Source organism: Syntrophales bacterium (assembly GCA_023229765.1).
GTDB lineage: Bacteria > Desulfobacterota > Syntrophia > Syntrophales > UBA5619 > DYTH01.
Genome location: JALNYO010000004.1, coordinates 39,535 through 58,655 on the forward strand (window position 1 = coordinate 39,535; position 19,121 = coordinate 58,655).

A 19,121-nucleotide genomic window follows, 5' to 3' on the forward strand; every position below is an offset into this window, starting at 1 on the left:
AATGGTTCCCGATCAAAACGATAAAGGAGATACGAAGATGAAAGCAAAAAGCATGATGATGATGGCAGCAGTGGCGGCATCCGTTCTGGTCATTGGAGGCGAATCCTTTGCCCGCGGTGGGATTTCAGGCGCCGGCGGTGGCAGGGGACAGGGTGTTCAGACGATGACCCAATCTACGACCCAGGTTCGGCCGGCGGGCGTTCAGCGCCGCGACGGTTCTTTCCTAACCACAGGAACCAGGGCAAACGGATCGACCACGCGCCCCGGCAATGGGCGCGGGGTAATGGACGGGACCGGGATAAATCATCCCCAAAGCCCGACTCCCTAAACGTTAATGTGAAATGAGAAATATCCAGCGCTTTTATATCCTGATTGCGGCAACGGCACTTCTGCTAGTGTTGGGAGGAACCGCCGATGCGTTCTGGGGGTTCGGCAACTCCAGGCAACAGGATAAAAGCGGTCTGGATCTGGAACTGGGGTATGACCGCAACACAGTCGTGAAGATCAGCGGACCTGTTGCGGTTCCCCCTCACCAGCTTTCCGGAGGCCTGATCGCCGTCGATCTGAATCTCCCGGGCGAGCAGATCGTCGCGGTTCTTGGACCTGCCTGGTATCTACAGGATGACAACCTGGACTGGAAGATTGGGGAGCAGGCGACTGTGCGCGGATCGCTTGCCCAGGGCAAGGACGGGAGAACCTACCTGCTGTCGCAGCAGATCAGCGTTGCGGGTAGAGCGACCATCGAACTGCGCGATACAAACGGAAAACCCTCCTGGTCCGGCGGTCTTCGGAGTGGACGACCGGGTGGCGATTCCGGGGGGCAGGCTTACCGTGGCGGCAGCGCCGGGGGACGTCGCGGGCGATGAAATCATCTTGATCAATGCAGTGAAAATGTTTTGTCTATGATAACCGAAAGGGAATGATGAGCATGACTCTGAGCGTACGAAATAAAATAGGAGTGGTTCTCTGTTTGGCACTGTTCGCACACTCGCCGCTGGTCTTGGCGCACGATGGCGAGCCTCGTTTGAACAACGTTGCGTCATCCGCTGTAGGAATAGGATTTGAGGTTGCGCACGGCAACTATGGCGCAGGCGCCGACGCCACACTGGTCACGATGCCGCTGTCGGTTTATTTATATCCAACAGACAGGCTGGATATCACCCTTGAGGCCCCGCTGCTTTACCTGTCCAGCAAATCCGACAGTGGGATGATCGTAACCCGCTCCGGCGGCGCCGGACGGGGTCGAGCAGCCAGTAGCATAAAGAAGGCGCCGACTTCCGCAACGACGGTACAGGAATCCGGCGTTGGGGATATCAACATGACAACCGGCTGGACCCTGCTTGCCGATGGCGAGGGAATCCCCAAAATCCGCCCCACTATTTATTTGAAGGTCCCCTCGGGAGACCTGAACCGCGGTTTGGGTACGGGCACGGTGGAGGCGGGGCCGGGGATTTCAATTTCCAAATGGCTGGGAAACATCCAACTGTTCTGCGAGGGGGCATATATCTTACAGAACAGCAAATCAGACTATTTAGGCCGCAACTATGTCAGCTATCTCGGCGGAGCAGGCATCCAGACGACAGAGCGGCTGTTTGTCTCCGCGCTGGCCAAAGGCTCGTCAGCACGCTCGGACGGCGCGGACGCCCAGGCCGAGGGACGGCTCAATATAAACTTCACCCACTCCCGCCGAATCTCATGGGACTTTTACGGATCGGCAGGCTTCACTGACGCAAGTCCCGATTACGGCGGCGGGATCAGCATGATCTACCGTTTTTGATCCAAGCGGCCGACTCGTTCAGAACGATCGGACAGACAAAGGCGGCAATGGCATAGCTCAGAAGCAATGCGATCCGGATCGCATTGCTTCTGAGAAACGAAGGGCGGAATCCTTCAGGCCTCATGGCAACCGTGCTCGTGCAGATCGCAGGTCATTCCCGAATCCTTAAGTCTTCCCGCAAGCCAACTTTCGGCAACTGCCTGCACATCGCCCGAGCAGCCCCTCAAGACATCGATTCCGCAGCTGTTTAGCACGTTCACGGCCCCCTGTCCCATGTTTCCGGCCAGCATCATCTTGACGCCGACCTCGGCGAGCGTCTGGGCAATATTTGATTTACAGCCGCAATTTGCCGGAGACGAAACGGTTTCCTCTGAAATGATTCCTTTCACATCGTCAACGGTAAATACCGTAAAGTATTCACAATGGCCAAAGTGTGCATCCACCTGATGCTGACGTGACGGTACAGCGATTTTCATAAAATTTTCCATAAATTTCTCCTTTTCAAAACAGTTTCATATTATGCATATTCCCCGCAATGCGGACAACTCCGTTCACTGCACTTGCCGCATTCAGGGGTCAGCGCCCGCCGGCAGCTTGAACAGCGTACCGGTTTTTCCGCCCTCATGGAGACGGAACCGCCCTCAATCCTCAAGACCTTACCGTTGACAAGAACATCGGCTACCTTCCTGTGGGCCGCCTCGATGATCCTGCCAAAGGTCTGCCGCGAAATGTTCATCCGCGATGCCGCCTGCGCCTGGTACAACCCCTCGAGATCGGCCAGGCGGATTGCCTCGTATTCGTCGAGGTTCAACAAAACCTCAGCAAAAAGCGAAGACTTCTCCCCCTCCGGCTGGAAACGGATTTTTCCCGGCATTGCGAAGATTTGTCGGCAACACTTCGGTCTTGGCATAGTCGCACCCCTCGTCGAACAATATAAGCATATGCTCATAATAAGTCAAGGCTGAAAACGGCATCCTTTTCCCGGACACAGCTTGCAAAGGCTCCGGCAAGAATGATTTGCATCGCAATAATTTATCTCGTTTTTTAAAACCTATACCGCTCACGTCGATGAACACCCCAGACTGGGAAACCAGCGGGAATGGTTCGAACGCCTGCGGCGGGCATCCGCTGGAGGCGTTCTCCGGGCGGTGCGCCAGGCTTATTGGGCAGAACAAATTTATCCGTAAGCAAGATCCCTGAGATTGTAATTTTATCAAATCAGGTGTATGAAGGCTTCAACTAAACATAAGGAGGGAACGTCATGAAAATATTCATTGTATATTATTCCCTGTACGGCCATATCCACCGCATGGCGGAAGCGGTAAGGGAAGGCGCCGCAGAGGTCGGCGGAACTGATGTTCGTCTGTACCGTGTGCCAGAAACCCTCCCGGAAGAGGTTCTGAAAAAAATGGGTGCGCTGGAGTCTCAGCAGGCCATGGCCCACATCCCGGTCTGCAAGGTGGAGGATCTTCCCCAGGCGGATGCCATCATCTTTGGCACGCCCACGCGGTTCGGAAACATGTGCGGCCAGATGCGCCAGTTTCTCGATGCGACCGGGGGAATCTGGAGTCAGGGGGCGCTTGTCGGCAAGGTCGGCAGCGTCTTTGTCAGCAGCGCGACCCAGCATGGCGGTCAGGAATCGACAATCCTCAGTTTTCATATTACGCTGCTGCACCACGGGATGGTCGTAGTCGGCCTGCCTTATGCCTTCGCCGGACAGACGCGCATCGACGAAATGACCGGCGGTTCCCCCTATGGCGCCTCCACTATTGCCGGGGGCAAAGGCGAGCGGCTGCCGTCGGAAAATGAACTGGCCGCGGCCCGCTTTCAGGGAAGACATGTGGCCGAGGTCGCCTCCAAATTGTCCCGTAAACCTTAAAGATGCGGCCCCGCCGAGGGCAAGACAGGTTATGCATCGGCAAAGCGTTTATCAGCAAAGGAGCGTGTATTAATATGAAGGATAACAGTAATTGGGTCGAGCAAAAGCAGGATCTGGAGAAAATGCTGACCGCCAGGAACCGGGTAATTGCCCTCTGGTATGCCTCTTGGTGCCCTTTTTGTAAAAAGTTCCTGCCCATCTTCGAGAAGCACGCTGAAGATCCGGACCATAATTTTCTGTTTGTCCGCGACGATCAGGAGATTATCGGGGAGAAATATGCGGTGGAGGTTTTTCCCACGGTGCTTTTCTTTGAGAACGGGGTTGTTTCCCAACGACTGGACGGCATTCCGGGCGTGGGACTAACCAAGCAACAGTTGACGGAGTTTATTGCCGCCTGTCCTTAACCGGGAAGCGCACAGTGTCCACAGAAGATAATTTTATTCATCCGCAGACCCTTTGATGGTCCTGTGTAAATTACGGATAGTGGAGGTTTATTAGATATGGCCAGGCAGAACAAACAGCAGATCCAAACGCAAACGAAAGAAGCGCCGAGACTCGCTCCGAATGAAATGGCGGCACGTCTCTTTCTGACCGGCTTCGTCTGCCTCTGCATCGGGGTGGGCATCGGTTATTTCTTCGGCAGTCAATCCGGCGGGATAAGCATCCCCGGCTCATCGGCGCCTTTCCGGGCGCAGACATCTCCCGCCTCCCCAAACCAGCCGCCAGCTCAGAATCCGGCAATCGCCGCGCAAAATGAGGCCAGCCTCCGGGCCTTGCTGATGGCCAATCCGAAAAACCTCGACGCGCTGATTCAGCTCGGCAACCTCTATTACGATCAGGGACAGCACCAGCAGGCAGTCGAGTGGTACGGCAAGGCGCTGGAGATCGATCCCAGTAATGCCAACGTGCGCACGGATCGGGGCACCAGCTATTGGAGCCTCAATCAGCCTGACGCGGCGATCGCCGAGTTTAAGAAGTCGCTCCAGGTGGACCCGAACCATCTGCAGACCCTCTACAACATCGGGTTGGTTTACCTGCAGGGCAAAAACAACAGCGCAGAAGCAAAAAAGGCGTGGCAAAAACTGCTGACGGTCAGCCCGAATTATCCCAACCGTGCAGATATCGAACAGCAGTTGGCCGCGATGGCGGCAGCCCCTCCGGCCGGGGCGCCGATCGCTCCGAAAAAAGCGCGCCCCTGATCGAATTCCGCTTTTCTTTGCAGTCGGTCTGCCAGATCGTATAGGTGCAGATTTCTGCCAGCCCAACTGGTGATGCTTGCCGGGGACTGTGAACTCGAAAAAACGGAACTAAGAAACGGGGAGCGAGCGAATCCAGCGAGGCGCACCCCCTCTGATCGGGGCGCGCTGGCTATCGACCCGACCCATCGCTCAATCATCCTGCTTCCTTCTTTTGTCAGAGTTTACAAGTCCAATTATTTTCAGGAAAAGCCTTATGTACAGAATAGAGAAGCTTTCCCATATAGTAATGTTTGCAGCCGCGCTGTTTCTTGTCTGGGCCGCCAATACCCATGCTGCAACTCTCTATGAACGGTCAATGGAAAAACTCCCGGCAGGAATCGAAAAGGTTTCACCAACTGATTTTACGTTCGTCGTGCTCGGCGACAGCCGGGGTAACGACAGCATATTTAAAAAAGCGCTGGCCCTGGCCAAAACCTATAACCCGCTTTTTATCCTCCATGGCGGCGATTATTCCGACCGCGGGAGCGAAAAGGAGACCGACCATTTCCTATCCCTTGTCAATGAAGTCGTCCCCGATGTGCCCCTCTTTGTGGTTATCGGCAATCATGAGAACCGGAAGATTTTTGCGGAAAAAATCGGTCCGGCCAATTTTTCACTCGACTCTGCCAGACTGAAGCTGAGGATAATCGCCTTGGACAACGCAAGCTATGCCCTGAAAATACCCTCCCTGAACTATCTGGACAGTCAACTGGCAGAAAAGCGGGAAAATACCTTTGTTGCCATGCATATCCCGCCGAAAACAGAGCGCTGGAGTTGGCATACCTTCAGCGATGGAGCGGCCGAGCTTGAAAATGCACTCGCTGCAAAGGAAGTCCGGGCGGCTTTCTATTTTCATGTTCATCTCTACGACCGGGATGAAATCAAGGGCATCCCCTCCCTCATTGCCGCCGGGGCCGGCGCGTCCCTGATCAAATTCGGCTTTCCCGGAGTTCCGATTTACCATATCGTTTTGGTGCGGGTGAAAAACGGCGAGGCAACGACGGAGATGGTCAAGGTGAATAAGGAGGGGGACAATCCAGGGTCGTCTTCGCGACGGTGAAAAGATATCGGAGATTCAAAAGAAAGTTATAGGGAGGATAGATGAAAAAGTTGTTTTTCGTTTTGTTGGCCGTGGAACTGGTTTTCGGAGCGGTCTCGTCTGATTGCGGAGCTAATGACGCAAATCCGCTCATAATCGATGTCCGAACCGAAGCCGAATGGAGAAACGGCCATCTCGAAGGAGCCATCCTGATTCCTTACGAATTTATAGGGGAGAAAATCGGGACGGTTGCCAAAGACAGATCTCGCCGGATTTATGTCTATTGTCGAAGCGGCAGGAGATCGCAAATAGCGAAAGAAACCCTCGAAAAACTGCTATATAAAGATGTCGTGAATCTCGGACCGCTTGAAAACGCAGCCAAGAAAATGAAGCGAAAGATTGTAAAGTAAAACCGGCAGAAGCTTAAAGCTCGCAGCAGGCGCGTGTTTTTCGCGTCTCATCCAATACTTCCCGGGAGAGGAATCTTCGCCTCGCAGGGAACGCCGACCTGACAGAGACCGCAGCCGGACGTTTCAAAACCAAACCTTTCCTGAATCGCTTTGGACGATACGTTGTGGGCGTAGGCCGCACATTTTTCCTTGTCATGCCCCTTGCTGGTAATGGCGCCCGCCGGGCAGCGCTCGATGCATTTACCGCAGCTCCCATCCAAATAGAAAAGGCAGTAAGCGTGATGATCGGTGTAGAGCCGCACCGACGGGGGGATGGCAATCCGGACGACAATGGAGCCGCAGCGCATCGCTTTGCCCATAGGGGTGATCAGGCCGTCGGACAGGCCGAAGGTGCCGAGGCCGGCGGCGAATGCCGCATGCCGCTCCGACCAGGACGAGGCAAAGCCAAAGCGGGGCGATTCTTCCCTTTTCCAGGCGGGCGAGTTCACAGGCGCCACTGCCTCGTGGCCGGTCTCGCTGATGACCCGAGCCAGATGGTCGCGCAGCTTGACGTTGAATTCCTCCCCATACTTGCGTGACCTTGCCCATCGCTCTGCCGAAACGGCCTTTTCCCGGCGGTTGTCAAGCCGGGTCATTTCCGTCTGCGGCAGAATCCAACTGACCACAGTCAACTCGCCGGGGGCTGCCTGCAGCCCGGGAAAGGTCGCGGCGAATATCTCCTGCGGGGTCCAGTGGAACGGGCCTATATCATCCTTAAACTGTTGATAAAGAGGATCATCGCCGCGGGAAAAGCCGACGAGCGGCTCCGCCCACGCCGGTTCATTGCTGTCTTCAAACTGCATGCTGTTTTCAGCGGAAGCCGCGTACTGGAGGACGCGCTCTCTAATCCAACTCGCCGGATCTTTCTTTATGCCGCCCGTTTCCGTCATGATACATCTCCTGATCGCTTGAGAAGCCTCTTCGCTTGAAATACGCGTATAAATTTTGATTTGTATGAAAATCCCCCCATCCCCCCTTTGCCAAAGGGGGGCAAGGGGGGATTTTCATGCTTCGTTGTGCCCCACGGGCATGGGGGTTTATATGAAAATAGAATTTATACTAACAATATCGTCATATTACATTGCGGTGTTTTTGAGGCTTCCTGCAGCCGCCCCAGACGCGACGAAGCGCGTCCCTCCATTTTCATCCCCCTTTACGATGGCGAGTACTGTGTACGAACACGGATTATCAACAGCAAGCTGCCGCTCCCTTTTTGCCGGACGACGGGGCGCCTGATTCGGTAATGCAGCAACAAGACGGGCCAGTGCGCCCCAGCATGGAGTTGATTACCGCCGCCGCGCAGCCAACGCCGGCCTGCACGAAAATCGCTTCCGTGGGACAATTCACGCTGCAGGCGCCGCACTCCATGCACGCGTCCCGGTTCGTGATTTCGACATGGCGGCCGTTCATTTGAAACACCGCGTGCGGACACACATCCAAGCATGTTCCGCAGCCGGTACACTTCTCTTTATTGAGTTTCAGGGTAACCACATTCTTCAAATAATTAAGTTGCCTCATCGCACGACTCCTATGCAATCAAACTCGACGCCACCCACAAAAGCAGGCCGGTCAGACCCATCCCTATCTGCGTGGGAAGCGCCCACCGCATCTCCCTGTTCACGCCGGAAGGGGAGGTAAAGGTCGATGCCCCGGTAAAATTCATCGCCAGAAAGGCCGTTACCGCCGGGATGATCAGCAGCCACGCCAGAATGCCGAGCCGTCCCGCCCAAAGCGCCGGATCGTATCCGTGCAGAAAAAGCATCACGACCGCCACAACCGTTCCCAGCGCCAGCCCTTTTGCCGCAAACGCCCGCCCCGGAAGATACGGTAAAAGCAGGGGATGGATTACCGCCCCCGCCCCGATCGCGCTCAGAAAGGCCAGAACGGCAAAAACCCCTTCATGAAGGGCTTTCTCCCAGAAACCGGCCGGGCCGCCGATGCCACCGAGAAGAAAAAGAAGCGGCGCAATAATCAAGGCCGTTTTTATGGTTTCGACCAGTTCGACCGGAATCAGGACGGCTCTCTCCCGGAAGGAGAAGGTTTTAAGCCGCATTGCGCTTGTGGCCTTAAATCCGGCATCGAGATATTCGGGAATGTCCTCGGCCATGATCGGACCAAAGCGAACGCCGAATCCGGATAGTTTCTTGACCTTGTGGGCGGCCACGCCCGGCGCCCCCAATTGCGGCAGAATTAAAGTACGATGGCTGACTACTTCTTTCAAACCGCTGGTTTCTATCCTGCCTATCAGCTCCTCTGTACCGAAGGTTCCCTTGCCGGCAGCGCACCAGACGTTGATTCCCTTCGTATCGAGCACAAGCAGCCAGAGGTCCCGGCCGGGCAGAGCGCACCTCAGTGCGTCAAAACTCAGCTTGTAATTGGCGCTCACCAGGACGGGCGACTCCCGATCCGGATTTCCCAGCGCGTAAAGACCCGGATCAACGGTGTAATCCATCCGGCCGACCCCCCAGCGGGCCTTGATCGCCCCCCAATGATCCCGCCCTTGCAATTGTGCCGATACCCTGGGCAGTAAACCTACTGGCGTTGCCAAGGTCCCGGTCACAAAACCCTGGTCAAGACGCGGAAGGATCGGCGAGTTCTCGCCGGCTTCACCCGCACAGCAGGCGGACACGGAAAATGATGGCAAAAAGACGGTCTTTTTGCTTTGGCAGTAAGAAGGCTGATTTGTTTGATTCATTACACTTCCTCTCTTCCCGGCAACCGCCAATAAATAAAAACAACGGCAGCAGGGCAGCCTGATTTTCAGTAAATGAACATAGCGGCTTTATACAGGGATGGCTTCTGGTCGTCAACCTTTTCCGTCTTTACCTGTTATCTACCCCGGCCATTCTTGACATCCTTTTTGTCCATGTTTAACTTACCGCCACAGGTGTAATTGTTATAAAATAAGGAGGAAATTCTCTATGAGATTCGATAAATTTACATTGAAGGTGCAGGAGGCGCTTCAGGAAGCGCAGGGTATCGCAGCGCAGCATGGCCACCAGGCGGTCGATGTTGAGCATTTGCTCTTTGCCTTTTTGAAGCAGCCGGAGGGAATCGTTCCCGATATCCTCCGCAAGCTGGGGGCAAACGTCCGGGACATCGAGGAAGAGCTTCAAAAAGCGCTTGATAAAATCGCCAAAGTAGAGGGCGCCACGACAGGGCAAACCTACCTCTCGCCACGGCTGAACCGCATTCTGGATGCCGCCCTGGGCGAGGCAGCACGGCTGAAAGACGAGTACGTCAGCGCCGAGCACATTCTGGTCGCCATGGCCGACGAAAAGGGGGCGCCGCTGGCGAAACTGTTTGCGGCAAACGGCATCACAAAGGATGCGATTTTCCAGGTTCTCGTTTCCATCCGGGGAAATCAGCGGATCACCGATCCCAATCCGGAAGAAAAGTACCAGGCGCTGAAAAAATATGCCCGCGATTTCAACGAACTGGCCCGCAGCGGCGCCTTCGATCCGGTTATCGGCCGGGATGAGGAAATACGCAGAATTATGCAGGTGCTCTCCCGTCGGACAAAGAACAACCCGGTGCTGATCGGCGAGCCGGGCGTCGGCAAAACAGCGATCGTTGAGGGGCTGGCGCAGCGGATCGTCAACGGCGACGTTCCGGAAAGTCTCAAGGACAAACGGGTTATCGGACTCGATATCGGCTCCTTGATCGCCGGAGCAAAGTACCGGGGTGAATTCGAAGAGCGCCTGAAGGCCGTGCTGAAAGAGGTTTCCACCGCGCAGGGGGAGATTATCCTCTTTATCGACGAAATCCACACCGTCGTCGGCGCCGGGGCCTCAGAAGGGGCCATGGATGCCTCGAACATGCTGAAACCCGCCCTGGCCCGGGGAGAACTGCGCTGCGTCGGAGCGACAACCCTGAACGAATACCGCAAGTACATTGAAAAGGACCCGGCCCTGGAGAGGCGTTTCCAGCCGATCATCGTCAAGGAACCGTCGGTTGAAGACACGATCGCGATTCTCCGGGGGCTCAAGGAGCGCTACGAGGTGCACCACGGGGTGAGGATTAAGGACGCGGCGATTATCGCCGCGGCAACCCTGTCAAACCGGTATATCAGCGACCGCTTCCTTCCCGACAAGGCGGTTGATCTGATTGACGAGGCGGCATCCCGACTGCGCATTGAACTCGACAGCATGCCTGCGGAGATTGACGCCCTCGACCGACGGGTAATCCAGCTCGAGATCGAAAGGCAGTCGCTGAAAAAGGAGACCGACAAAACCTCCGTCGAGCGGCGGGGAAAGATAGAAAAGGAGCTTGCCGATCACCGCGAAGCGATGGACAAAATGAAGCTCCACTGGGCGAGCGAAAAGGAAGCGATCAAGAAAATTCAGAGCATCAAGGGACAGATCGAGAGCTTCAAGATCGAGGAGCAAAATGCCCAGCGCTCAGGCGACCTCGCGCGGGCGGCGGAAATACGGTACGGAAAACTCGTCGAATTGAACCGGGAGTTGGAGCAGGAAAATCTTAAACTGCTGGAGGCGCAGACGGAAAAACAGATGCTCAAGGAAGAGGTGGACGCCGAGGATGTGGCCGAGGTGGTGGCAAACTGGACGGGCATCCCCGTTTCCCGGATGATTGAGGGCGACGTCCAGAAACTCCTCCAGATGGACGAGCGTCTCTCCAAACGCGTCATCGGACAGCGGGAAGGGATCGCCGCCATCTCCAGCGCTCTGCGCCGGGCTCGTTCCGGCCTTCAGGACCCAAACCGGCCAATCGGTTCCTTCATCTTTCTCGGCCCGACCGGAGTCGGCAAGACCGAACTGGCCAAGGCGCTCGCGGAATTCATGTTTGACAGCGAAGCAGCCTTGATCCGAATCGACATGTCGGAATTCATGGAAAAGCACTCGGTAGCACGACTGATCGGCGCTCCTCCGGGCTACGTCGGTTATGATGAAGGGGGATTTCTGACCGAGGCGGTCCGCAGGAAACCGTACTGCGTTCTATTATTCGACGAAATCGAAAAGGCGCACCCTGATGTCTTCAATATCCTGCTGCAGATTTTCGATGACGGCAGGCTGACGGACGGCCATGGCCGCACGGTTGACTTCAAAAACACGATTGCGATTATGACCTCGAATATTGCCGGCAGCGCGATCCAGGATCCGCTTTTGTCAGAAGAGGAAAAGACAGACAGGGCCATGGAGGCCCTCCGGGCGACCTTCCGGCCGGAATTTCTGAACAGAATCGATGATATCATCATTTTCCATTCCCTGCGGATGGAGGACATCGAGCGGATCATCGACATCCAGCTTAACCTGATCAGAACCCGCCTCCAGGAACGGAAAATAACGGTTGAATTGACACAAAAAGCAAAAGATTATATAGCTCGCCAAGGTTACTCTCCGGTGTACGGCGCCCGACCCTTGAAAAGGGTAATGCAGAAGGAAATTCTCGACCGTCTGGCAATGGAGCTCCTGGAAGGCAAGTTCGTCGAGGGGAACTCAATCGTGATAGATTACGATGGAACATCTATTTCACTAAAGAAAACATGAACATACGGCAATAACAACTATTCGGCGTGTTGTATGTAACCGCCTAAAGGAGAAGAAAAAATGAATACGCTTAAAACGGGATTGCTCCTCGGCCTGCTGACCGGGCTTTTGATGCTGGCAGGCGGCCTGTTCGGGGGGCAGCAGGGTGTCTTTATCGCGTTTATTTTTGCCACAGTGATGAACTTCGGAAGCTACTGGTTTTCGGACAAGATCGTTTTGCGGATGTACCACGCCCATGAGGCGTCGGAACAGGAAGCCCCTGAACTGTATAACCTGGTCAGGAATCTCGCTTTCCGAGCGCAGTTGCCGATGCCGCGGGTCTATATAATTCCCGAGGAAACGCCGAACGCCTTTGCGACGGGGAGAAATGAACACCATGCGGTTGTCGCCGTTACCGAGGGAATCCTCCGGGTGCTGAAAACGGATGAGTTGGAGGGAGTTCTGGCCCACGAACTGACCCATATCAAAAACAAGGACATCCTGATCGGCTCGATGGCGGCGACGATAGCCGGGGCAATCGTCATGCTGGCAAACATGGCGCAATGGGCGGCGATCTTCGGAGGCGGCCGGAGCGACGATGATGAAGGAGGAAGCAACATCTTCAGCCTGATCCTGATGGCGGTACTCGCTCCCCTTGCCGCCACACTGATCCAGATGGCGATCTCCCGGTCAAGGGAGTATCTTGCCGATGAGGGAGGGGCAAATATCTCCGGCAAACCGTACAGCCTGGCAAGCGCGCTCGGCAAGCTTGCCGGCGCCGCGCAGGCGATTCCGCTGGCGGCAACCCCCTCGACCGCCCACATGTTTATCGTCAATCCGCTGACCGGCAAGTCGCTGATGAATCTATTCAGCACCCATCCGCCGATCGAGGAGAGAATCGCCCGGCTTCGCAAAATGCGGACGATGTAATAACAATAGTTAATAGTTAATAGTTGGCAGTTAAGACCAAAATAAATATTGGGGAGGCTTCATGGAAGAGGGAAAAAATGACAAGGGGTTTGTTATAAAGGACCGCCGTCTGTTTGACGAAGCAGGGGAAGTGCGGGCCGAGGCAGAAAAAAAGGCTGACGAGAAGGCCACCGAAAACCTCGGCAAAGAGGAAAATCACTCTTCACCTGTTCAAGATGAGGGAAAGGAAGAAGAGTACGGCCCGCTTCCCGAAATGAATTTCGCCGGCTTCATCTACTCGCTTGCCACAACGGCCTTTTATCACTTCGGCGATTTTCCCGATCCGGCGACAAAAAAGCCTGCCCGGAATCTCATCGCAGCCAAGCAGACTATCGATATTCTCAGCATGCTCAAGGAAAAGACGGAGGGCAACCTTGAGCAGGCTGAAAAGAAGATGCTGGAGGATGTCCTGTACGAATTGAGAATGCGCTATGTAAAGGAAGCCGAAGGCAAGTGACCTCAAAAAAGGCGCCGGCAAAGATAAACCTCTATCTGAGGGTGGTCAGAAAGCGCAGCGACGGCTACCATGACATCATCTCCCTGATGCAGTTAATCAGCCTCTACGATGAGCTGACCTTCGTTCAGAGAGCTTCCGGAATAATGGTCAAATGCCCGGGCAGCATCCTGCCCGAGGATGAAAACAATCTTGTTTACCGGGCAGCCGCGGGATTTTATGACAGGTCAGGGCTCAAGCCGGGGATCGAAATAACCTTGCAAAAACATATTCCTGTTGGGGCCGGGCTGGGGGGCGGCAGTTCGGATGCGGCGACCACTCTCGTTACCCTGAACGAACTGCACAACTCGCCGCTTTCAACAGAGGAACTGCTGCGACTGGGGGAATCTCTGGGAGCGGATATTCCTTTTTTTATTTTCGGGAAAACGGCATGGGCCTCTGGCAAGGGGGAGATGCTGACGGAGGCGCCAAGCCTGCCTTTATTCTGGATTGTTCTGATAAACCCCGGATTCCCGGTTTCGACAAAGGAAGTTTACCAGGGTCTTAATTTGGGATTGACAAAAAAAATAATAAAATATAGTATTCCACGTTTTTCCTCAGTAAAAGAGGCGGCATCGGGTCTTGTAAACGACCTCGAACGGGTTACGCTGACGCTCCATCCTGCTTTGGCGGAGATAAAGGCCTTTTTACTGAAAAACGGCGCCCTGGGGGCGGCCATGACCGGCAGTGGGCCAACGATGTTTGGCGTTTTTACCGACGAGGCTTCAGCGCAGAGGGTTAGAAGAATCTCCGTTGCGCAAGACGGATGGCTGACGTTTTGCGCTTGCTCGCTTCAGGGGAATCTTTGATGATTTAAGTAAACGATTTTATTTGGGGCGTCGTCAAGCGGTAAGACACAGGAATTTGGATCCTGCATTCGGAGGTTCGAATCCTCCCGCCCCAGCCATCAGGAATAAATTGGTGCAAGGAGCTGATATGCTTGAAAGAATGAGGGTGTTTACCGGGAACGCCAACGTTGGCCTGGCGCGGCGGATAACGGAAAATCTCGGCATCGCCATGGGCAAGGCCAACGTAGTATCCTTCAGTGATGGGGAAACACGCGTGGAAATAAATGAAAATGTTCGGGGAATGGACGTTTTTATCATCCAGCCTACCTGCCCGCCGGTAAACATCGCCCTGATGGAACTGCTGATCATGATTGACGCGTTGCGCCGGGCCTCGGCGGATCGGATAACGGCAGTTATCCCCTATTACGGATATGCCCGGCAGGACCGCAAGGTTGTACCTCGCGCCCCGATCAGCGCCAAGCTCGTTGCGGACTTGATAACCCAGGCAGGCGCCAACCGCGTTATGGCAATGGATCTTCATGCCGGCCAGATACAGGGATTTTTCAACATCCCCGTGGACAATATTTTCGCCACACCCATCCTCTTTGAATACTTCAGGCATAATTACACAGGCGACAACATCGTGATTGTCTCCCCGGACACGGGGGGCGTTGAGAGAGCCCGTGCCTTTGCCAAACGACTGGGGGCAAGCCTTGCCATTATCGACAAACGCCGGGAAGGACCCAATGAGGCTCAGGTAATGAATATTATCGGCCATGTCAAGGGGATGAGGACCATTCTGCTGGACGACATGATAGACACCGCCGGCACCATTGTTCAGGCGGCCAAAGCGCTCTCCGATGAAGGGGCCCTTGAGGTGGCTGTATGCTGCACCCACCCCGTTCTTTCCGGACCGGCGATAGAAAGACTTAGCCAGTCAACTATCAAAGAGGTAGTCGTAACGGATACGATACCCTTGAATGAAAATGCCAAAAACTGCGATATAATAAAGGTTCTTTCCGTTTCCGCGCTTCTCAGCGAGGCGATTCGCAGGATCTACTACAACGACTCAGTGAGTTCATTATTTATTTAGGAGGAACAAATGGAAACAATTGAATTAAAGGCCAGCATCAGGGAAAATTCCGGCAAGGGGCCGTCGAGACGTTATAGGATGGAGGGGCTTGTTCCTGCGGTAGTTTACAGCAAGGGAGACTCATCCGTTCACCTTACCGTCAGCGAAGCAGATATGCAAAAAATAATCCGTTCGAAAAAGGAGAAGCATTTCATAAAGCTCCTCATTGATGGTGAAAAGCAAATGGAAAAAATTTCCATGCTGAAGGAATTGCAGTATGAACCGATGAGTCGGCATCTTTATCATGCCGACTTTTATGAGATCATTATGGATCACAGGCTGACGGTGGATATCCCCCTCAATTTCATCGGCACGCCGGTGGGCGTTGTCAATGGCGGAGAGCTTCAGCATTCCAAGAGGGATCTTAAAATTTCCTGCCTGCCGGCAAATATGCCGGATTACATCGACGTTGCTTTGGCCGGACTGGAGATTGGCGACTCGCTTAAGGTAAAGGATATTGTTCTTCCGGAGGGGGTTGCCGCCGTTGACCACGGAGATGTGGGAATAGTGGCTGTCGTTGCGGTAAAGGCCGCTATCGTGGCGCCGACGGAAACGGCAGCCGGGGAAGGCGCTGCCCCGGCGGAAGCAGCGGCTAAGCCGGCCGCCCCTGACAAGGGGAAAACAAAATAGCATTTCACCAAGGGCAGAATTTACCGCGTAACGGTAATTTTGCCATGCTTTTATGGCGCTGATGAGGGGATGGATTGAAGCTTGTCGTGGGACTGGGAAATCCTGGCTTAAAGTACAAAAATAGCAGGCACAACGCAGGCTTCATGATCCTTGAGCGCTTCGCGGATTTACATGACATATCCATCAATCAATCACTTTTAAATGCAGAGGTGGGAAAAGGCCGGATAAACGGAGAGATGGCAATCCTTGCCCAGCCGCAGACCTTTATGAACTTAAGCGGCTTCTCCGTTAGAAGGCTGGCTGATTACTTCAGGATAGCAGTCGCTGACCTCATTGTCCTGCACGATGACCTGGATTTGCCCTTCCAGACCATTCGCCTGAAGTACGGCGGCGGCAACGGAGGGCACAAGGGGCTGCTCTCCCTGATGCAACACATGGGGAGCGGCGATTTCTGCCGCGTCCGCTTCGGGATCGGGAAACCCACCCGTAAATCCATGGTGGAGGGGTACGTTCTGGAAAATTTTTCCAGCACCGAAGCGGAGTCACTTTTCGAGGCGACGGACAAGGCAGCCGCGGCTCTCCATGACATTCTTTTCTCGGATATCCAGACAGCCATGCAGAAATACAACCGTAAGGAAGGTGCGAACTCCGAAAAGTAGAACTTATTTTATTGACATTGCAAATAGCTTCAGTATATAAGCCGCGCGATGTAAACCGGCGCCGCGGAAGCAGTCATATCTGACCGGTAAGGTAAAATCAGAACAACTGTTTAAAAAAGGTCGTATTCGTCTCATTGGAGAACACGCGGCGGTTGACGTAATGGGTTTTTAAAAAGCAACTTTAATAAGGAGGGGATTTATGTTTGGTGAAAGTGCACTTTTCTACATTGCTCCACCAATAGCGGCTCTGGCTGCGTTGTTTTTCGCTTACCTCAAGGCCAGTTGGGTCAGCCGGCAGGACCCCGGCACCGAGCGGATGCAGATGATCGCGAGCTGGATAGCCGCCGGCGCCCTGGCTTTTCTGAAGAGGGAATATCGCTATCTCGCTATTTTCGTAGTCTGTGTGGCGGTATTACTCGGCATCAGCAACGCGGGGTTGGAAGACTCCAGCGCGATGATCGCCCTTTCATTCATCGTCGGCGCGTTCTGCTCCGCCGCCTCAGGCTGGATCGGCATGAAAGTGGCCACCAAAGCCAACGTCCGCACCGCTGCAGCCGCACGCACGGGGCTGAACCCCGCCCTGCAGATTGCCTTCGCCGGCGGCTCCGTCATGGGGATGTGCGTGGTGGGTCTTGGCCTCCTGGGTCTCAGCCTGGTTTTCATCCTCCTAACCTATATGTATCCTGCTTCAATCACCGACACCAAGGTCATGGACCTCGTGCTTAACGTACTGGCCGGCTTCTCGCTCGGCGCGTCCTCTATCGCCCTTTTCGCCCGGGTCGGTGGCGGCATCTACACCAAGGCAGCCGATGTCGGCGCTGACCTCGTCGGCAAGGTCGAGGCCGGCATCCCGGAGGATCACCCCCTGAACCCCGCCACCATCGCCGACAACGTCGGCGACAACGTGGGCGACGTAGCCGGAATGGGCGCTGATCTATTCGAATCCTACATCGGCGCCATTGTCTCTTCGATGATTCTTGGCACCGTCTGGTTTTCCGGCATCCAGACTGCCGGCGGCAACGGGATGAACGGCGTTTACCTGCCTCTCGTCATTGCGGTTATCGGTATCGTGGCCTCGATCATTGGCGCCTTTTTCGTACGAACCAAGGAGGGGGGCAACCCGCAGATGGCACTCAACATGGGCACCCTCGTCGCCGGCGTCCTGATGATTATCATGACCGCCGTGGCGATTAAGCAGCTTCTTCCTGCCGGCGGCATTACCGTTACAGGCATTATCGACAAAACTACCACTACTTATCAGTGGTGGGGAGTCTTTCTTGCCATCGTCGGAGGGCTGGTTGCCGGTATGGCAATCGGCTTCGTGACCGAGTATTACACAGCCACGGACAAAACCCCGGTTAATACCATTGTCGAAGCCAGCAAGACGGGAGCGGCCACCACAATCATTCAGGGAATTGCCGTAGGCATGAACTCCACGTCTATCCCGATCTTCCTGATCTCGGCAGCGATTCTCCTTGCCTACTTCATGTCCGGACTTTACGGCGTGGCCCTCTCCGCCGTGGGCATGCTCTGCACCACCGGCATCCAGCTCGCCGTTGACGCATATGGACCGGTCGCCGACAACGCCGGCGGCATCGCCGAAATGTCGAGACTCGGTCGGGAGGTCAGAGCCCGCACCGACAAATTAGACGCGGTCGGCAACACCACCGCCGCCATTGGCAAGGGCTTCGCCATTGCCTCTGCCGCACTCACCGCCCTGGCTTTAACCAGCGCCTACATGACCAAGATGGGAGGCAAACTCACCCTCGACGCCGCCGACCCGGTCGTCCTCGTCGGCCTGCTGATCGGGTGCATGCTGCCTTTCCGCTTCTCCGCCATGGCCATGGTCTCGGTGGGCAAGGCTGCCCAGGACATGATCCAGGAAGTGCGCCGGCAGTTTCGTGAAATCCCCGAGCTGCGGCCCGCCCTCGACGCCGCCCAGCGCGCCGAACACGAGGATCGCATCCCGACCGCTGAGGAGCAGAAGATCATCCAGGCCGCCGACGGCAAGGCCGATTACGCCAAGTGCGTTGACATCTCCGCTGCCGCCGCCGTTAAAAAGATGGTCGCCCCTGGTCTGATGGCCGTCAGCGCCCCTGTTCTTGTCGGCATCATCAGCCCCAACATGCTGGGGGGGTTGCTGATCGGCGTGACGATCTCCGGCGTCTGCCTCGCCATCTTCCAGGCCAATGCCGGCGGCGCCTGGGACAACTCCAAGAAGCAGGTCAAGGAGGGGGGCCATGAAAAATGGGGATCGGCTTACGATGAGATGCACAAGGCAACCGTTACCGGCGACACCGTCGGCGACCCCTTCAAGGACACCTCAGGCCCCTCGCTCAACATCCTGATCAAGCTGATCAGCGTGGTGGCCATGATCATCGCCCCGATGCTCTACAACATGCACTTCAGATAGAACCGGGTTCCATCCGGACAGTAAAAAGCCAGGCTCGCTTGCAGCCTGGCTTTTTATTTTTCCATAATTCCCTTCGGCTCACCCGGGACATCCTCCCTGCCTTTGTAAAAAAGTGGCGGATGGAAAAGGAGGGAGCCTAAAAACCATCCGCCACCGTGGCACCGAAAGG

At 55.2% G+C, this 19,121-nt stretch carries 21 protein-coding genes and 1 tRNA gene; 17 read left to right on the top strand and 5 right to left on the bottom strand.

Going from position 1 to position 19,121, the window contains the following annotated elements:
• Positions 1–37: 37 nt before the first annotated feature.
• The 3 genes from M0P74_03595 (at position 38) to M0P74_03605 (ending at position 1,777) form a co-directional block, all read left to right on the top strand.
• The gene (locus tag M0P74_03595) at positions 38–328 is read left to right on the top strand and encodes a hypothetical protein (GenBank protein ID MCK9362675.1); all 291 of its coding nucleotides are present in this window, start codon (positions 38–40) and stop codon (positions 326–328) included.
• A gap of 13 nt (positions 329–341) precedes the next feature.
• Positions 342–866, top strand: coding sequence for a hypothetical protein (locus M0P74_03600; protein ID MCK9362676.1), 525 nt, complete (start codon positions 342–344; stop codon positions 864–866).
• A 104-nt stretch (positions 867–970) separates the two neighbouring features.
• Positions 971–1,777: a transporter gene (locus M0P74_03605; protein MCK9362677.1), complete on the top strand. Its 807-nt coding sequence runs from the start codon at positions 971–973 to the stop codon at positions 1,775–1,777.
• Positions 1,778–1,890: 113 nt separating this feature from the next.
• Here the strand turns inward: M0P74_03605 and M0P74_03610 are convergent, their stop codons facing one another.
• Complete coding sequence (locus M0P74_03610) at positions 1,891–2,265, bottom strand: NifB/NifX family molybdenum-iron cluster-binding protein (GenBank protein ID MCK9362678.1); 375 nt, start codon at positions 2,263–2,265, stop codon at positions 1,891–1,893.
• Positions 2,266–2,294: 29 nt separating this feature from the next.
• A complete protein-coding gene (locus tag M0P74_03615; protein ID MCK9362679.1) occupies positions 2,295–2,687 on the bottom strand; it encodes a DUF134 domain-containing protein in 393 nt (130 codons plus the stop codon).
• A 351-nt stretch (positions 2,688–3,038) separates the two neighbouring features.
• Here M0P74_03615 and wrbA point away from each other — a divergent pair, with 351 nt between their 5' ends.
• From wrbA to M0P74_03640, 5 genes are all read left to right on the top strand, one after another.
• Positions 3,039–3,656, top strand: a complete 618-nt coding sequence (wrbA, locus tag M0P74_03620) for an NAD(P)H:quinone oxidoreductase (GenBank protein MCK9362680.1) — start codon at positions 3,039–3,041, stop codon at positions 3,654–3,656.
• A gap of 74 nt (positions 3,657–3,730) precedes the next feature.
• A complete protein-coding gene (locus M0P74_03625; GenBank protein ID MCK9362681.1) occupies positions 3,731–4,060 on the top strand; it encodes a thioredoxin family protein in 330 nt (109 codons plus the stop codon).
• Between the two features lie 96 nt (positions 4,061–4,156).
• The gene (locus M0P74_03630; protein ID MCK9362682.1) at positions 4,157–4,855 is read left to right on the top strand and encodes a tetratricopeptide repeat protein; all 699 of its coding nucleotides are present in this window, start codon (positions 4,157–4,159) and stop codon (positions 4,853–4,855) included.
• Positions 4,856–5,108: 253 nt separating this feature from the next.
• Entirely contained in the window at positions 5,109–5,954 is an 846-nt protein-coding gene (locus M0P74_03635) for a metallophosphoesterase (protein MCK9362683.1), read from the top strand.
• A gap of 41 nt (positions 5,955–5,995) precedes the next feature.
• Complete coding sequence (locus M0P74_03640; GenBank protein ID MCK9362684.1) at positions 5,996–6,343, top strand: rhodanese-like domain-containing protein; 348 nt, start codon at positions 5,996–5,998, stop codon at positions 6,341–6,343.
• 47 nt (positions 6,344–6,390) lie between these two features.
• Here the strand turns inward: M0P74_03640 and M0P74_03645 are convergent, their stop codons facing one another.
• From M0P74_03645 to M0P74_03655, 3 genes are all read right to left on the bottom strand, one after another.
• On the bottom strand, positions 6,391–7,272 hold the full coding sequence (locus M0P74_03645; protein MCK9362685.1) for an epoxyqueuosine reductase: 882 nt from the start codon (positions 7,270–7,272) through the stop codon (positions 6,391–6,393).
• A 298-nt stretch (positions 7,273–7,570) separates the two neighbouring features.
• Positions 7,571–7,900: a 4Fe-4S binding protein gene (locus tag M0P74_03650; protein ID MCK9362686.1), complete on the bottom strand. Its 330-nt coding sequence runs from the start codon at positions 7,898–7,900 to the stop codon at positions 7,571–7,573.
• A 10-nt stretch (positions 7,901–7,910) separates the two neighbouring features.
• Positions 7,911–9,077: an acetyl-CoA synthase subunit gamma gene (locus M0P74_03655; GenBank protein MCK9362687.1), complete on the bottom strand. Its 1,167-nt coding sequence runs from the start codon at positions 9,075–9,077 to the stop codon at positions 7,911–7,913.
• A gap of 226 nt (positions 9,078–9,303) precedes the next feature.
• Here M0P74_03655 and clpB point away from each other — a divergent pair, with 226 nt between their 5' ends.
• From clpB to M0P74_03700, 9 genes are all read left to right on the top strand, one after another.
• Entirely contained in the window at positions 9,304–11,889 is a 2,586-nt protein-coding gene (clpB, locus tag M0P74_03660; protein ID MCK9362688.1) for an ATP-dependent chaperone ClpB, read from the top strand.
• A gap of 60 nt (positions 11,890–11,949) precedes the next feature.
• A complete protein-coding gene (gene htpX / locus M0P74_03665; GenBank protein MCK9362689.1) occupies positions 11,950–12,798 on the top strand; it encodes a zinc metalloprotease HtpX in 849 nt (282 codons plus the stop codon).
• Positions 12,799–12,859: 61 nt separating this feature from the next.
• Positions 12,860–13,294, top strand: a complete 435-nt coding sequence (locus tag M0P74_03670; protein ID MCK9362690.1) for a DUF1844 domain-containing protein — start codon at positions 12,860–12,862, stop codon at positions 13,292–13,294.
• Positions 13,291–14,139, top strand: coding sequence for a 4-(cytidine 5'-diphospho)-2-C-methyl-D-erythritol kinase (gene ispE, locus M0P74_03675; protein MCK9362691.1), 849 nt, complete (start codon positions 13,291–13,293; stop codon positions 14,137–14,139). Before M0P74_03670 ends, ispE begins: the two co-directional genes overlap by 4 nt.
• A 23-nt stretch (positions 14,140–14,162) precedes the next feature.
• Positions 14,163–14,237 (top strand) — tRNA-Gln (locus M0P74_03680).
• Positions 14,238–14,266: 29 nt separating this feature from the next.
• The gene (locus M0P74_03685) at positions 14,267–15,211 is read left to right on the top strand and encodes a ribose-phosphate pyrophosphokinase (protein ID MCK9362692.1); all 945 of its coding nucleotides are present in this window, start codon (positions 14,267–14,269) and stop codon (positions 15,209–15,211) included.
• Positions 15,212–15,220: 9 nt separating this feature from the next.
• A complete protein-coding gene (locus M0P74_03690) occupies positions 15,221–15,880 on the top strand; it encodes a 50S ribosomal protein L25 (protein MCK9362693.1) in 660 nt (219 codons plus the stop codon).
• A 74-nt stretch (positions 15,881–15,954) separates the two neighbouring features.
• A complete protein-coding gene (gene pth, locus M0P74_03695; protein MCK9362694.1) occupies positions 15,955–16,539 on the top strand; it encodes an aminoacyl-tRNA hydrolase in 585 nt (194 codons plus the stop codon).
• Positions 16,540–16,738: 199 nt separating this feature from the next.
• A complete protein-coding gene (locus M0P74_03700) occupies positions 16,739–18,952 on the top strand; it encodes a sodium-translocating pyrophosphatase (protein MCK9362695.1) in 2,214 nt (737 codons plus the stop codon).
• Positions 18,953–19,121: the final 169 nt, after the last annotated feature.